The sequence below is a fragment of the Marinococcus halophilus genome, assembly GCF_900166605.1.
In the GTDB taxonomy this organism is placed as follows: Bacteria; Bacillota; Bacilli; order Bacillales; family Marinococcaceae; genus Marinococcus; species Marinococcus halophilus.
In genome coordinates, this window is the sequence record NZ_FVZD01000005.1 from 682740 (window position 1) to 698055 (window position 15316).

Annotated in this window: 12 protein-coding genes and 1 riboswitch; of the genes, 9 read left to right on the forward strand and 3 right to left on the reverse strand. The window is 48.9% G+C overall.

Translation table 11 applies throughout. The annotated features are described in order from the left end of the window. Positions 1-9 precede the first annotated feature (9 nt). The 3 genes from B5066_RS05775 to B5066_RS05785 are packed head-to-tail and all read left to right on the forward strand — an operon-like array spanning position 10 to position 3702. The gene (locus B5066_RS05775; protein WP_079474992.1) at positions 10-2100 is read left to right on the forward strand and encodes a BglG family transcription antiterminator; all 2091 of its coding nucleotides are present in this window, start codon (positions 10-12) and stop codon (positions 2098-2100) included. Between the two features lie 19 nt (positions 2101-2119). Beyond that, positions 2120-2560 carry a PTS mannitol transporter subunit IIA gene (locus B5066_RS05780; protein WP_079474993.1) on the forward strand — a complete coding sequence of 147 codons (441 nt, stop codon included), beginning with the start codon at positions 2120-2122 and terminating at the stop codon, positions 2558-2560. Next, positions 2557-3702 (forward strand): mannitol-1-phosphate 5-dehydrogenase, encoded by a 1146-nt coding sequence (locus B5066_RS05785; RefSeq protein ID WP_079474994.1) that lies wholly within the window; start codon positions 2557-2559, stop codon positions 3700-3702. The genes B5066_RS05780 and B5066_RS05785 overlap by 4 nt, the downstream gene beginning before the upstream one ends. A gap of 206 nt (positions 3703-3908) precedes the next feature. Here B5066_RS05785 and B5066_RS05790 read toward each other — a convergent pair whose 3' ends face one another. Further along, on the reverse strand, positions 3909-7142 hold the full coding sequence (locus B5066_RS05790; protein WP_079474995.1) for a DEAD/DEAH box helicase: 3234 nt from the start codon (positions 7140-7142) through the stop codon (positions 3909-3911). Positions 7143-7302: 160 nt separating this feature from the next. Here B5066_RS05790 and B5066_RS05795 point away from each other — a divergent pair, with 160 nt between their 5' ends. Next, complete coding sequence (locus B5066_RS05795; protein ID WP_079474996.1) at positions 7303-7923, forward strand: HD domain-containing protein; 621 nt, start codon at positions 7303-7305, stop codon at positions 7921-7923. Positions 7924-7963: 40 nt separating this feature from the next. Here the strand turns inward: B5066_RS05795 and B5066_RS05800 are convergent, their stop codons facing one another. Then, positions 7964-8605, reverse strand: coding sequence for an HAD family hydrolase (locus B5066_RS05800; RefSeq protein ID WP_079474997.1), 642 nt, complete (start codon positions 8603-8605; stop codon positions 7964-7966). Positions 8606-8880: 275 nt separating this feature from the next. Between B5066_RS05800 and B5066_RS05805 the strand changes: the two genes are divergently transcribed. After that, a complete protein-coding gene (locus tag B5066_RS05805) occupies positions 8881-10332 on the forward strand; it encodes a SulP family inorganic anion transporter (RefSeq protein WP_244897353.1) in 1452 nt (483 codons plus the stop codon). A gap of 36 nt (positions 10333-10368) precedes the next feature. Beyond that, a complete protein-coding gene (locus tag B5066_RS05810; protein ID WP_342351581.1) occupies positions 10369-10794 on the forward strand; it encodes a universal stress protein in 426 nt (141 codons plus the stop codon). Between the two features lie 53 nt (positions 10795-10847). On the opposite strand, the gene B5066_RS05815 is transcribed toward B5066_RS05810, so the two are convergent. Next, the gene (locus B5066_RS05815) at positions 10848-11738 is read right to left on the reverse strand and encodes a Cof-type HAD-IIB family hydrolase (RefSeq protein ID WP_079474999.1); all 891 of its coding nucleotides are present in this window, start codon (positions 11736-11738) and stop codon (positions 10848-10850) included. A gap of 129 nt (positions 11739-11867) precedes the next feature. Further along, positions 11868-11965, forward strand: a riboswitch (purine riboswitch). Positions 11966-12025: 60 nt separating this feature from the next. Here B5066_RS05815 and B5066_RS05820 point away from each other — a divergent pair. The 3 genes from B5066_RS05820 to B5066_RS05830 all read left to right on the forward strand — a co-directional run bounded on the left by B5066_RS05820 (position 12026) and on the right by B5066_RS05830 (position 14815). Continuing rightward, positions 12026-13303: an NCS2 family permease gene (locus tag B5066_RS05820; protein WP_079475000.1), complete on the forward strand. Its 1278-nt coding sequence runs from the start codon at positions 12026-12028 to the stop codon at positions 13301-13303. 188 nt (positions 13304-13491) lie between these two features. After that, a complete protein-coding gene (locus tag B5066_RS05825; protein WP_079475001.1) occupies positions 13492-14055 on the forward strand; it encodes an RNA polymerase sigma factor in 564 nt (187 codons plus the stop codon). Continuing rightward, positions 14045-14815, forward strand: a complete 771-nt coding sequence (locus B5066_RS05830) for an anti-sigma factor (RefSeq protein WP_079475002.1) — start codon at positions 14045-14047, stop codon at positions 14813-14815. Before B5066_RS05825 ends, B5066_RS05830 begins: the two co-directional genes overlap by 11 nt. The last annotated feature ends 501 nt before the right edge of the window (positions 14816-15316 follow it).

Genomic DNA, 15316 nt, shown 5'->3' on the forward strand with positions numbered 1-15316 from the left:
GGGAAACCGATGGAATATCTCACCGGCCGGGAACGTGGATTGCTGCTGCATCTTCTGCAGCATCAGGAACTGAAGCCAGTGGCTGAAATAGCTGAAGAGATGAATGTAAGCTCCCGGACGATCCATCGGGACCTTGATAAGCTGGGGGGCTGGCTTGCCGGCGAACAGGTTGAACTCGAAAGACGGACGGGAAGCGGTGTGCGGCTTAAGGGGGCGGAGGAGGATCTTGAAGAAATCAGGCTCCGCCTCCAGCGTCCTGCCGTTATTGAATATACGCCGGATGAACGCCGTACCCTGCTGATCTGTCTCGTTTTGGAGTCAGATGGGCCTGTGAAATTGACAGCGCTTGGTGCAGAATTAAAAGTAACTATAGCAACAATCAGCCAGGATTTGGATAAACTCAAAGACTGGCTTGAGCTATTTTCACTCACGCTTGTAAGGCGCCGGGGCTACGGAGTAGAGGTGCAGGGATCAGAAGCAGCCAAACGCCGGGCAATGAGCAGTTTGATTGCTGAAAACGTGGAAGAAAAAGAACTGCTCAGCTCAATCAGGCACCACATCTACGAACGAAATGTCCAGACGGAACAGGGCCGCGTGGCGGAACGCCTGCTCGGGATGGTGGGAGAAAATCACTGGTCGACGGTCGAGCAGGTGCTGTCCAACATGCAGGACCAGCTTCCGCAGAATTTTGCCGACAGTGCGTATATCGGTCTGATTGTTCATTTGACCCTGGCGATTGAGCGCATCTCTGTAGGAGAAAGCATTGATATCAATGCCGACTATATGGAGAATCTGCGCGAAACAAAAGAATTTGCTATTGCAGAAGCTATTATTCAGAAGCTTGAGCGTGTACTCAAGCTGTCTATTCCCGAGGCGGAAATCGGCTACATTACGATGCATCTGCGGGGAGCCAAGCTTCGGACGCCGGTGGAAAACCAGCTGGAAGTAGATCATCTGCCCGTGGCGATAAAAGCAAAAGCGTTGATTCAGGAGATGGAAAAACGAACTGGAGAGTCGCTGAGGAAGAATCGTTCCCTGTACGAAGGATTGGTCGCTCATCTTGAGCCGGCGCTGTACCGGCTAAGCGAAAATATGAGAATTCATAATCCATTGATGGAATCTATTAAAGAGAATTATGCCGATTTGTTTGCGATGCTTCGTCAGGCAGCGGATATCGTATTTACGGAGAGCTACCTTCCGGATGCCGAGGTCGGTTTTCTGGTGCTTCATTTCGGAACAGCAATGGAGCGTGAAGAAGCTGTCGCTCCTCTGCATGCGCTTGTCGTATGCTCAAGCGGTATTGGCTCTTCAAAGCTGCTTGAAAGCCGGCTGCGAAAAGAGGTACCTGTACTTGGAGACCTTGAGAATGTGAGCCTGCTGGACCTTGAGGAAATGAACATGGCCGGCTATGACTTAATTATCTCTACGATTCCATTGGAGCCACAGTCGCTTCCTCATTTAGTCGTTCATCCTTTTTTAAATGAAGATGATACAAGAGCAGTCCTTCAGGCAGCGGACTCCGTCTACCGTCAGCAGAGCAGAGCTGTAGTAGCAGTAAAACAAAAGGAAGCACATGAGACATCGCTTAATTTATACGAAATACAATTTTGTGTAGATTTGTCTGTCCAGATGTACCATGGTTTTTATATGCGAGAAGTGGCCGGCGGCAAAAATGCGGAGCAGGCAGTTCATTGGATCATGAATGAAATAAAAAAAGAAAATATCGTTCAGCATGCCGGGAGCATCGCAGAAGAAATCTGGGAGAAGCAGGCGAAGGGATTTGCGATCCCGGAAACTAACGTGGCGCTGTTCCATACACGAAGCAGCCAGGCAAATGAGCCATCACTGACGCTGTGGCAGCTCGAAACGCCTCGGGAGCTGACAGCTATGGATGGCAGGTCAACACTGGTCGACCGCATTCTCGTTATGCTCGCCCCGGAACAGGGCCGAAAAGAAGTGTTTGAACTTATGAGTACTATCAGTGAAGAGATGCTGATGAATCCGGATCGGCTGCATGTCCTCAGGAGTGGGACAGAACATGATATTCAAAAGCATATCGATGACGTTTTTCGGGAATGGTTGAAACGGAAAATAAATTAAGGTGAAGGAGAGAAATCATATGACTAAACCAGTACTGCAGCAGGAAAACGTGAAAATGAATGTATCACTTTCAGGAAAAGAGGAAGCCATTCGTGAAGCAGGAGGCGTTCTTGTCGACAATGGCTACGTGCAGCAGAAATATATTGATAGTATGCTTGAGCGTGAGAAAGTAACGTCCACCTTTATGGGAAACGGTGTTGCTATTCCGCACGGCACAGAAGGTTCGCGTGAATGGGTGGATCATTCCGGACTGTCCGTAGTTCAAGTCCCGGACGGAGTGGATTTTGACGGCAATGAAGTGCGAATTCTGATTGGAATTGCCGGCAAAGGGGATGAACACCTAAACATCTTATCGAAAATTGCCATTGTATGCTCTGATGAGGAAAACATCGAAAAAATGGTCCAGGCTTCATCAAAAGAAGAGCTGCTTGAGGTGATCGGAGAGGTAGAACTCTCATGATAGCGGTACAGATAGGTGCTGGCAATATCGGTCGTGGGTTTATCGGACAGGTGCTTTCTGACGCAGGATATGAGCTGTATTTTGCTGATGTAAATGACTCTCTGATCGAACAGCTGAAGGACAAAGGTGAATATGTGGTGGAGCTCGCGGAAGACGGGGCATCCGCCCAGACTATCTCAGGGGTCCAGGCTTTTCACAGCGCAAGAGAGGAAGAGGCTCTTGTACAAAAGCTGGCAGAAGCTGACTTGATCACAACGGCAGTAGGTCCGTCTGTATTGAAGCACGTAGCCCCTGTGATAGCGAAAGCATTAAAACAAAAAATTGCTGATGGAAGCCCCGCCCCAGTGAATGTCATTGCCTGCGAGAACATGGTGGCTGGCACAGCAGAATTGAAAAAATTTGTGTGGGAACAGCTTTCGGAGGAAGAGAAAACGGAAGTCGATCGTTTTGCCGGCTTTGCCAACGCCGCTGTGGACCGTATTGTGCCGAATCAGCCTGAGGGACAGGGACTGAAGGTAGTCGTTGAGCCATTTTTGGAATGGGCAGTGGAAGCACCGTCGCTTAAAGGGAAAACTCCGGATATCCCGGCCGTAACGTATGTGGAAGACCTGACTCCGTATATTGAGCGCAAATTGTTTACGGTCAATACCGGACACGCAGCGCTTGCATACGTAGGCTTCCTGTACGGGTGTGAAACGACGAAAGAAGCGATGGACCACCCTGAGGTTTCGGGAGCTTTTGAATCGGCTATCCGTGAGACGGGGCGCCTGCTTCAAATTAAACACGGGTTCAAAGAGAAAGAGCAGAACGAATACCAGGCAAAAATCAAAGGACGGTTTTCCAATGAATACCTCTCCGACCCGGTAACCCGCGTCGGTCGTGGCCCTATCCGGAAACTCGGGCCAAAGGACCGTTTGGTTCGCCCTGCGGTAGAGCTGCAGGAGGCTGGGGAACGACCGGAGGCACTGGCGTTTGTGATCGCCGCGGCTCTTCAGTTTAACGTACCTGAAGACGGAGAGGCTGTTGAACTGCAGAACACAATTGACCGGAAAGGATACAAGGAAGCTTTAAGCCATTACGCGGAGCTTCCCGTCCACCACCCACTGGTGGAATTGGTAGCCGGGCACCTTCCGGCCGAGTAGAAACAAATAAAGAAGCGGATCGTCCATTTGGGCGGTCCGCTTCTTTTATATGTCCAGACAAACCTTTTACAGAATCCGTGCCGTTGGTCAGGTTTCCTGCGCTTTTCGCTGTCCAGCTCCGGAAACCAACGGCGGCAGTCTCTTCAGAGTCCCCCAAGGGGGAAAAGCCCCTTTGGGGAAGCTTCTTCCAGATCCCGCGCCGTTGGTCAGGTTTCCTGCGCTTTTCCGGTTAAAAGCAGGCGGAGGTCTTCTGCACTTAGGGTGTGCAGACCAGCTTGTTCGTCGGTGATGACCTGATCATACAGGTGACGTTTTTGCTCCTGCATGTGCTGAATTTTTTCTTCGATGGTTTCATGGGTAATGAGGCGGATCACCTGTACTGTTTTTGTCTGGCCGAGCCGGTGGGCGCGGTCTGCGGCCTGCATTTCGACCGCTGGGTTCCACCATAAATCATACAATACTACAGTATCTGCTCCCGTAAGGTTAAGACCAGTGCCGCCGGCTCTTAATGAAATTAAGAAGACGTCCGGGCCCTCTTCTTTGTTGAAGGATTCAGCTAGGCGTACCCGTTCCTCTCCAGGCGTGCTGCCGTCAAGATAATAATAATCAATGTCTTCTTCTGCCAGCCGGTCTCTTATAAGAGCGAGCATAGAAGTGAACTGCGAAAAAACAAGCACCCGCTGGCCATTGGCCGTCCCTTCATGAAGAATTCGCACGAGTTCTTCAAGCTTGCCTGAGGAGCTTTGGTAATCGGGCTGCACGAGCGCAGGATGGCAGCAGATCTGCCGGAGACGTGTCAAAAGCGATAAAAGGTGCATCCGGTTGGCTTCCGCACCTTCTTCAAGCAGAGTCCCGGCTTCCTGCTGCACGTTCTGCAGTGTTTTTTTGTACATATCCGCCTGGTTGGTTAACAGATCGCAGTACGTTGTGGTCTCTACTTTTTCTGGAAGCTCCTGAAGCACTTCTTTTTTCGTGCGCCGCATAATAAAAGGCGCTGCTCTGTCCCTTACTTCTTCCGGACTCCATGAAGAGAACAGCTTTTTGCTCGGAAACAGTCCGGGCATAACCACGCTAAAAATGGCCCGCAGTTCATCGAGTCTGTTTTCTACCGGTGTGCCGCTCAGGGCAAAGCAGTATTTTCCGCGGAGCTGCGTGATGGCTTTCGCCGTTTTTGAGCTGGTATTCTTGACTGCCTGGGCTTCATCAAGCAGGATGCCGCGGAAAAACGTTTTTCCGTACCATTCCACGTCCCGGCGAATCAAAGGATAAGATGTAATGAAAATATCGCTCTGCTGATAAATCTGCTGCTCGCGTTCTTTTTTGGTGCCGGAAACGACAGTGGCTTTTAAGGATGGAAAGAAGCGCTCCGTTTCTCTTTTCCAATTATATAAAAGCGAGGAGGGAGCAATAATAACGAACGGTGCTTCACCGGGAGCCTCCATGCACTCCGTGGCGATAAAGCAAAGCGCCTGAAGCGTTTTGCCAAGACCCATATCATCTGCCAGAATACCGCCAAATCGGTAAGAAGCGAGTTGCTTCATCCACTGGACGCCTTCGTGCTGATATGCCCGAAGTTCCACGTCCACTGGTTCCGCAAGTGCTGTATTGTTTTCCGCAGCGCGCCGGATGTTTTGAATCATATCCTCAACATCAAGAGAAGTCTGCCAGCGATCAGCACCGGATAGATGTTTGTCCAAATTGAACGCCTGGTGGGCCGGGTAGCGAACCGATCCATTCACTGCGGTCTGGTCCGGCTTTGGCATCTGCTGCAGGGCGCGGGCAAGGCGCTGCAGCAAGTCATCATCGAGAGGAAGGAACCGGTCGTCCTCTGTTTTATAAAATTCCCGGCCCTCCTGGAGAGCCTTCCAGATTCCTGGCGTTTCTAAAGCATCTGTTACGGAGGAAGTGAGGGACAGCTCCATCCATCCTTCCTCGGCATGAATATCGGAAAATAGCGACAGGCTTTGTCCGGGAATAAGCATACGTTCGACTTCTTCACTCATGAAAATATCCATATACGGACGCAAGGCAGCCAGATCCTTCGATAGAAAATCGATGATGTTTTCAGGGGACGAAAGCACAAGCCGGTCATTCTCCTGGATAAAGCCTTTTTTTTGCAGGCGGCGGAGCTGTATATGTTCCTGCTGCCGGTCTCTTGGTACAACGTCCGGGTCTTCGAAAGATGGAACAGTACCTGGGCGAAAAGCGCTGTATTCTTTCATCCCGTAACGGTAGATTAAATCACCGGCGATTTTGCCCCCTCGGCCCTTCGAAAGATATAACATTGTCTGCAGCGACTCCAGATGCAGGCGGTCCTGCAGCTCACCGTCTATTTTTAGGCAGCAATGGTTCATTAACGGAGCGCCCCAGTGTAAAAAGGTGTCAAGAAATTCCTGCTGCGAAAAAACGAGGCGCTTCTCTGGTGCCTGTATAAGCATCCGCTGGGAGGCAGCCGCCGTTCGCGCCAGTTCTTTTTCGGGGGAATACAAATTCCCGGCCCATAAGCAAAAACTACTGTCGCTGACAAAAAAAGGCATTTCGTTTTGGGATGTGGAGAAAATCAATACATCTGAATTCTTTTCACAGTTCAAATAAAATGAATACGGCCAGTTTTCGGTTACAGTCCATGGCCTTTCTCCGTATGCATCGGTAATATAAGCGTTCGGGCAGTCGTTAAGCAGGCTGAAAAGCGTTTCGACCGCATAAGGGGGGACCGCCATCTCTTTTTTCGATCCGCTTCTGGCTGTCCATTGCTCCTGATAAGAAGACCCCCATTCTTCCTGACGAAGTATAGAAGCTAGCAGATGAAGAATATGAAGATTTTCTTCTGAAAAGTAGTGGTACATGGGATCGAAGGTCAAAGAAGGAGCAAGACGGTAAGGAGCGTCATTTTTCATCGCTTCGATAAATTGGTGGATGTTTTTTACTACGTAGCGCTGATTCTCCCCGATTTTTACTTGGACAACAGGAAACAAAACCTCGGGCCTCCGGTTATCAATAGGAAAAGAAACCAGAAAGTCAGCGTGAATCTGAGTCCCAACGTCTTCGACGCGTGACTGAAAAGGCGAAAAGTATTCTAAAAACTGGTCTTTCACGGTATCGTTTCCGTCTGGCACAGCGGGAATGGGTGAAGCCGGAGCCCCTGTGGAAGCAGGGGTCTCAAGCAGCAGGGCAATAAGATGGCGGCAAGGGGCAGAAGAGGAATGATAAAACCGGTCGCAGGAACAGTACATTTCCTGAATGGTATAGCTGGCGTCCACAGCAACAAAAACGTCCTCTGGAAAAGGAGTATCCTTTACGACTGCTTCTATATGGCGAGTATGCATCAAGGTTTCTTCTGCCATGTGGGCAATTTTATATAAATCATACAGGCGTTTGCCTTCTAAATATGTAGTTTCATCGGTCATCTGGCGTATAGCGTCCGGGGCAAATAAAGCCAATCTTCATCCTCCTTGCAACGCTGGAAATACTATCTTCCGTACGTTTTTCCTTGTCCGTATTTTAGCATATTACTACTTGAAAAAGGGAATAAAAGTACATACAACAACGGTCGCAGCAGGTATAATGTAAAGAAAGAGATCGTCGGAAGGAGAGGTTCTTATGGATATCAGGCAGCTGATTTATGAAGCGAAACAGGAAGCGTGGGCGTTTTTTGCCCATACAGACCCTGCACATGATTATTGGCATACTGAGCGGGTGGCGGCGCTTGCGGGGGACATCGCTGAAAAAGAAGGGGCAGACCCTGATATATGCATCCTGGCAGCCTGGCTTCATGACATAGGGGATGAAAAACTTCTCAAGGAAGGGGAAGACGGAGAAGAAAAAATCATGCGCTGGCTTGAGGAGAATGAAGCCGGGGAAGAATTAAAGCAGCACATTATGCAGATTGTTTCTTCTATTTCCTTCCGGCATCACCATGAACGGGCGCCGGAAACTCTTGAAGGAAGAGTGGTGCAGGATGCAGACCGCCTCGATGCACTCGGGGCTATCGGAATCGCCCGGGCCTTTGCCTACACCGGGCACACCCATCAGCCGCTGCATGACCCTCGGCCGGAGTACCGAAACGAGAGAAACAGCGCCATTCAGCATTTTTTCGATAAGCTGCTGCGGCTTAAAGGGATGATGAATACAGACACAGGCCTTTCCATCGCTACGAAGCGCCAGCGGTTTATGGTCAGTTATTTAGAGGAGTTTTACAGTGAATGGGAAAGAAAGGCATAAAAAGCGGGCTGTCCGAATGTTCGGACAGCCCTTTCTACATTTAGGATGACGGGGCGTTTGTAACATATTCCAAAATTTCCTCAGGGCGTTCGAACCGCAGCGTCGGCGAGGTGTTTTCCGGATGTACGGCGCCCCAGCCGGCTAAACCAAAAGCAGTGCCCGCTTTTTCGGCACTATCGCTGTCGTGCTGGGTGTCGCCGATATAAATAGTATTGGAAGCCTCTGTCCCGCTTTTTTCCATAAATGCCCGGAGCGGTTCCGGGGAAGGCTTGTGATGGGTAGTGTCTTCGGCGCTAATAATGTAGGAAGCAAACTGCTGCAGCCCGAAGGGTTTCATTTCATGGTCAAAGGCTTCCCGTGTTTTGGAAGTAACGATGCCAACCTGGTATCCTTGAATATTCAGTCCCTCAAGCAGCTCCTGGATGCCGGGGAAAATATCAATCAAAAAACGATTTTCTTCAAGGTAAGCGGCCCACTTATCCTGGACCGTGCGTCGCTCGTCACCCTGCAGGCCCAGCCGGTTTAAAACTTCCACCTCGGGAATACCGAGAAGCGGCCGCAGGTTTTCGTTTTCAATAATTTCCCCCGTGGTTTCCTCTACAGCGCGCCTAAGTGATTTGATAAGGGCGTCCTCTGTATTAATCAGCGTTCCATCAACATCAAAAACAAATGTACCGTACATAATTACTCCTCCTAACAAATATCTCGCTATTTGGTTTTCCCGAGTTTTCCTATTTTCAATCAGCGGAAAAAGCCTGTTGCGAGAGAGCGTTTACATAAAAAACTTTTATGCGATCTATTGAAAATTCGAGGTGATATGCTACACTTTGATGGTTCGTGACGTTGGCTTTCATACAGATGAGAGCCTGAAAAAGAAAGCACGTGAGGCGCGAAACAGGCCGGAATGCCCGCGTGTACTATTGATAAAGAGTACAAAAAAAGAAAGGAGAAAAAAGTTTGAATTTTTCACAACTTAAAATGGAGTGGCTCGGAAACATTAAAGGAGATGTACTGGCAGGAATTGTCGTTGCGCTCGCTTTAATACCGGAGGCAATCGCCTTTTCAATTATTGCCGGCGTAGACCCGCAGGTTGGGCTTTATGCTTCTTTCAGTATGGCGGTAATGATTTCAATTGTAGGCGGGAGACCCGGGATGATCTCAGCAGCAACGGGGGCTATGGCTCTTGTGATGGTCACGCTTGTTGCTGATCATGGCCTGCAGTATCTGCTTGCGACCACCGTATTAACTGGGATCATTCAGCTCCTGATTGGTTTCAGTGGACTGGCCCGCTGGATGAAATTCATTCCAAGGTCAGTGATGGTAGGTTTTGTGAATGCTCTCGCTATTTTGATTTTCCTTGCCCAAATAGAGCATTTCCGGGGAAATAGTTTTTGGCCGTTTGTTCTGGCAGGTATGGCCCTTGCAATTATTTATCTCTTTCCTAAACTTACCGGGGCCGTGCCTTCCACGCTCGTAGCCATCATTGTCGTCAGTATGGTAACCGTGTTTGGAGGTATTAATGCCAGTACAGTAGGGGATATGGGGACGCTTCCGAGTTCTTTCCCTGTCTTTCTTCTTCCGGATATACCTTTGACGCTTGAAACATTGATGATCATTTTGCCATACGCACTGTCATTGTCTGTCGTTGGCTTGCTGGAATCGCTGCTGACTGCCACTATCGTAGACGATATGACAGATTCAGAAAGCAACAAGAACCAGGAAGCGCGCGGCCAGGGAATTTCCAATGTTGTTACTGGTTTTTTCGGTGGCATGGCCTCCTGCGCTATGATCGGCCAGTCGGTGATTAACGTAAAATCAGGAGGGAGAGGCCGGCTTTCTGCATTTGTTGCCGGTGTATTCCTGCTGTTTCTGATTCTCGTGCTTCAGGGATTTGTAGTTCAGATTCCAATGGCAGCACTTGCGGGCGTCATGATTATGGTATCGATCAGCACATTCGACTGGGGCTCGCTTCCTATGCTCGCGAAGGCACCTAAAACAGACTCGATTGTCATGGTCGTTGTGGTTGCTACAGTCGTTTACACGCACAACCTTGCAATAGGCGTGGTTGCTGGAGTTATTTTGAGTGCTGTTTTCTTTGCGGCTAAAATTTCAAAGGTTCATGTGAGTACAACCATTAAAGATGAAATGACGCGTGTCTATTACGTGGACGGGCCGCTGTTTTTCGCTTCAGTAACGGACTTTGTGAAGAGCTTTGATTACAAAGAGAATTTCGATAGAGTGGAAATTGATTTATCACGAACCCATCTCTGGGATGACTCTGCGGTCGAAGCGATTGAAAAAGTCAGACTGAAGTTTAAACAGGAAGGCACTAAAGTTCGTTTTACAGGTATTAACGAAGAAAGCTCGGAATTAATGCGCAAGCTGGAAGGAATGTCTTCTGGTCACTAAGAAATAAGTGAAGGATACAGAACTGTTAATGGGGGGATGTCTGTGTACCAAAAAGTATTGCTCGCAGCAGATGGGTCCGACCACGCCCGCCGTGCTTCAGGGCATGCGGTAAAGCTATTAAAGAATGTACCGGACGGCCATTTGGACGTTATTTATATTATTGATAAAGATCAATCCAAATCGGACGTGCTGCATTACGGAAACAAAGAAATTATTCGGATGAAGCGCCGGGAGCAGCTTGAAGATCTCGAGAATGACCTGAAAGAAGCAGGGATTCCTTATGAGGTTCATATCGAGCACGGGGAGCCGGGACCGACGATTGTTTCTTTTGCGAACGACGGAGCCTATGACTGTCTCGTGATCGGGAGCCGTGGACTTAACCAGCTGCAGACCATGGTACTTGGCAGTGTCAGCCATAAAGTTGTGAAACGCGTACACTGTCCGGTGCTTGTCGTAAAATAAAACCGTCTGCTGCGGCAAAAAAGCCGCAGCAGACGGTTTTTTATTGAATGTTTTTAGCGGGGTTCTGCTTTTCGCCTCGTAGAAGAAAGCACGTAGTCATATACAGCCTGAGCGACTCCGTGATCATCATTATGGCTCGTTTGTTCATCGGCAAGCAGTTTTACTTCCTGTTCGGAATTTTCCATGGCGATGGCTGTATCAGCATAGCGAAACATGGATACGTCGTTAAAGTTGTCACCGATCGCAAACGTGAAGGCTTCTTCCCATCCCGCCTGAATGCGCAGGTGATGGAGGCCCGCGCCTTTCTCGGTATTGGGGTGCATAAACTCAAGGTTGTCCCTGCCTGAAGACGTAATGGAAACGTCCTGGCGGATTTTCCACGCGCTTCGGACGGCAGCAAGCTTATCCTCAAGCGGAGAGAGCATCAGAAATTTATAAACGTGTACATCCTCGCCCTCGATGTCTTCGAGTGAGCGGAGCTGATGCATATGGAACCGTCCGGTATTGTATTCTTCTTTGCGTTTAAATTCTGCCATGCGGTCCTCATAGTCGTCTTCTTCTTTTACGAGCTCATGAGCGTCTTCCATAAAATACTGCCAGCCCTTTGGCATGTAAAACATGCCTTTATTCGTGTAAACATGAAAATAAACGCCAAAGTCTTCAAGTGACTGTACGACGCGGAGCGCTGTTTCCTTTTCCATCACGTTTTCATATACGACAGCGTGGCCGCGGTTGACGATAGCCCCGTTTAACGAGACAATGCCATCTGCTTCAATCCCAGCATCTTCAAGCAGGTGCTCGACGTCTTCAATGCCTCTGCCGGTCGCAATGACGAGCTTGTGCCCTTCGGAGCGCAGGCGGTTTAACGCCCGGGCGTTTTGCTTGGAGATATATTTTTTTGAATGCAAAAGAGTGCCATCCATATCAATTGCTACTACATTCATTTTAGTCACCTCTTATGTAACGCCTGGGGCGTCCAAATTATAATTTCAGAATAACACGAAATCACGGGGGGAAGTTAATAATAGTTGACGAAATGAACAGAACAAGCTATACTTCCTAATTGGAAGAAAATTTGACAAACAAAAACGACTCGTATAATCGAACGAACTGGGTTCGATGTTTCTACCGGGAGCCGATTTTCCCGACTACGTGTCTCTGTGTGATTGTTCACGCAGGGGCACTTTTTTATGGTTAAAATCATATGCGGGAAGCTAAAGGAGAATGAAAGATGCTAAAAAAACTATTTCAGCTGGAGGACCATCAGACGACCGTAAAAAAAGAATGGACGGCCGGAGTTACCTCCTTCTTTACTATTGCCTATATATTAATCGTCAACCCGGCTATTTTATCGGATACTGGAATGCCTTATGAATTTGCCCTTCTGGCTACGGCACTCGTGACGGCCGTCGGGTGCCTGCTTATTGGGCTGTGGGGCAATGCCCCGATTATTTTAACCCCCGGCATGGGCGTGAATGCTTTTTTTGCGTACACGCTCGTGATCGGCATGGGCTGGACGTGGCAGCAGGGGCTTGCAATTGTGCTCCTTTCGGGCGTGCTGTTTTTAATTACGGCTCTGACGCCGATTGCCGGCAGGCTGGCGCAGGCGGTGCCGCTGTCACTTAAACAGGGCATCACAGTCGGTATTGGCGTGTTTTTAACCTTCATCGGTCTGCAAAAGGGCGGGCTCGTCCAGGGAGACGAAGAAACATTCGTGGCTCTTGGCAATCTGGCAGACCCGGCTGCCATGCTGACAATTGCCGGACTGGTAATTATGCTGATGCTTGTCGTCCGTAAAGTAAAAGGTGCTTTTTTGATCGGAATTGCTGTTATTTCTCTGGTCGCGGGGCTGTTTGGCATCAGCAGCGGTGGCGCTGGGGAGACAGTAACAGCAACTGGTGCCTATACCACGGTATTTACGGCGGCTGATTTTTCTGCCTGGTCGTCTATTGCGTTTTGGACGGCAGTTTTTTCATTGACGATGATCGTTGTATTTGAAAGCATGGGGCTTTTGCACGGACTGCTCGAACGAAAAGAAAAATTTGGGCGTTCCTATCAGGCAGCAGCGGTTACGGCATTTGGCAGCGGGTTTCTCGGGACCTCACCGACCATACCGGCAGCGGAAAGTGCTGCAGGTGTGGCAGAAGGAGGAAAAACAGGATTAACGGCGGTTGTGACTGGCCTGCTGTTTTTAGTGGCACTTCTGTTCACACCGCTTTTAGGCTTTATTCCTGAAAGCGCGATCGCCCCGGTCCTGATTATTGTAGGGGGGATGATGGTACAGGAGATCCGCCATATTTCCTTTGACGATGCCTCGGAATGGTTCCCGGCCTATTTGGTCATAGGAATTATTCCGCTCACGTATTCGATTGCCGACGGCATTGCCTTTGGCTTTATAGCCTATCCGCTGCTGAAGATGGCGCTTGGAAGTCCAAAAGCTGTTTCTCCGGTAATGTACGCTATTTCGTTTCTCTTTTTCCTGCATTATGTATTTACCTACATGGTTTAACCCCGCCTTCCTGGCGGGATTTTTTTATTGGCAGAATTGGTTAAAACGCTTACGATAGATAAAGGAGATGAACACACCATAGAATTACACATATTTTTTCTGGGGAAAAGAGATCCAATACGGGGGTATGCTGCGTAAGCTTATTACATACTGCTTTTCCCGAGCATTTTGAAAAAAGGAGAAGGCCTATGTCGAAGTTATCGGATAACGATCTGTATGAGCGCATACGCGAGCGCGACAGAGAAGCGCTTGAACTTCTGTATGACCGTTATGAGCGGCTGCTTTATTCATTTGCCTACAGGATGACTAAAGACCAGCAAATAGCCGAAGAGATCATGCAGGATGTTTTTATGAAAATATGGCAGGGCAAGGGAAGTGCCGTCTATCAGAAAGATAAAGGCTCTCTTTCGTCCTGGCTGCTTACAATTACACGCAACGCCTCGATTGATGCCCTCCGCAGAAGAAAGCCCGAAGTGGAATGGGATCCGAGGGATTCGAAAGAAGAAACGACAGGGGTGGAGGAGCAGGTGGAACTGAAAGAAAATAATGAAGAGCTTGAACGGGCAATAGCACTTCTTTCAGAGGAACAACAAAAGATTGTCCGCCTGTTTTATTTTCAAGGGCTGTCCCAGCGTAAAATTGCAGAATCCTGTGATATACCGCTTGGAACTGTAAAGGGCCGGATCAGGCTTGCCTTAAAGAAATTAAAAGAACACCTCTCCAGGGAACGGAGGGTTGATTATGGTGAATAACAAACAGGACTGGTTGTTTGATTATATAAATGGTCTTTTAACCAAGGAAGAAGAACAGGAATTTGAAGCCTGGCTCGAAACGGATGATGAAGCGAAGCAGGAGCTTGAAGAAATGCAGGCTATCATGGGGGAATTTCCGCAGCATATCGAGCCTCAGGACCCGCCGGCCGGCATGAAAAACCGGGTAATGGAGCATGTTATTGGCAAGGAGCCGGAAGAGAAGGTGACGGTGGCAAAACCAAAAAGAAAATGGAGTGCCGTAGCCGGAGCACTTGCTGCTGTTCTGCTGGCTTCCATAGGAACCAACGTCTATCTTGGCACGCAGTGGCAGCAGGCTTCAGAAGAACGGGAAGAACTGGCCTCGGACCTCGGAGAAATGCAGACCGCGCTGTCAGAGCTTGAAAATTCTTCTCAGGAAACGGGAGAAGTGATTGCTTCCCGGGAATTTGCAGCAACAGAAAATTCCCAGGGAAGTGGAACGGTCACGCTTCTTAATACAGAGCAGCAGGGCGAAATGGCTGTCCACGTAGAAGGGCTTGAAAATTTGGAGAATAGTGAAGTATATCAGGTGTGGATGGTTGGAGGCGATCAGACGGTCCCTGCTGGATCCTTTACTACAAATGAAAGTGGTATCGGCTCCGTAGTTGTGCCTTCAGATGCTGTCAATGAAGACTGGGACGCTGTAGCGATCACAAAAGAACCCCAGCCAAACAATGAAGCTCCGCAGGGAGAAGTGGTGCTCGAAGCTCCACTATCCTAAAGGATTGCGAAAAGACCGGAAAATTTTTCCGGTCTTTTTTGTATGGTCAGAAGCGCTCATGGCAGGGGGTTAAGCTTAAAAAATAATGATTCACAAAACATTCATAAATTATGATCCAATCGTATATTTGTTTCGTTAGCTGAATGAAATTAAATATGAGGGAGAATCATTTATGTCATCAACTGGAAGCTCGCCGCCATAGCTTTGCCATCATCTGCCGCAATCATTACTCCGGCAGCATCGGGAATTGCTTTTGCACACTCGCGAAGGCCACGACGATATGGGAATGTTAGAGGAAATGATGGCGTCTGTGGCCACTCCGACCGGCGGCCTCAGATGGAGCACTATCTTCCGGGACACGTTTATCTTTTGAGGAGTCCGCCGCCGCGAAGAAGCGTAATATTGATTATTGGGCAGGCTGCTCCGCAGAGGGCAGTCTTTTTGTGTGCGGGCGCTAAAAATGGTATGTATGAGATATTGGTAAACGGGAAAAGGGACAGG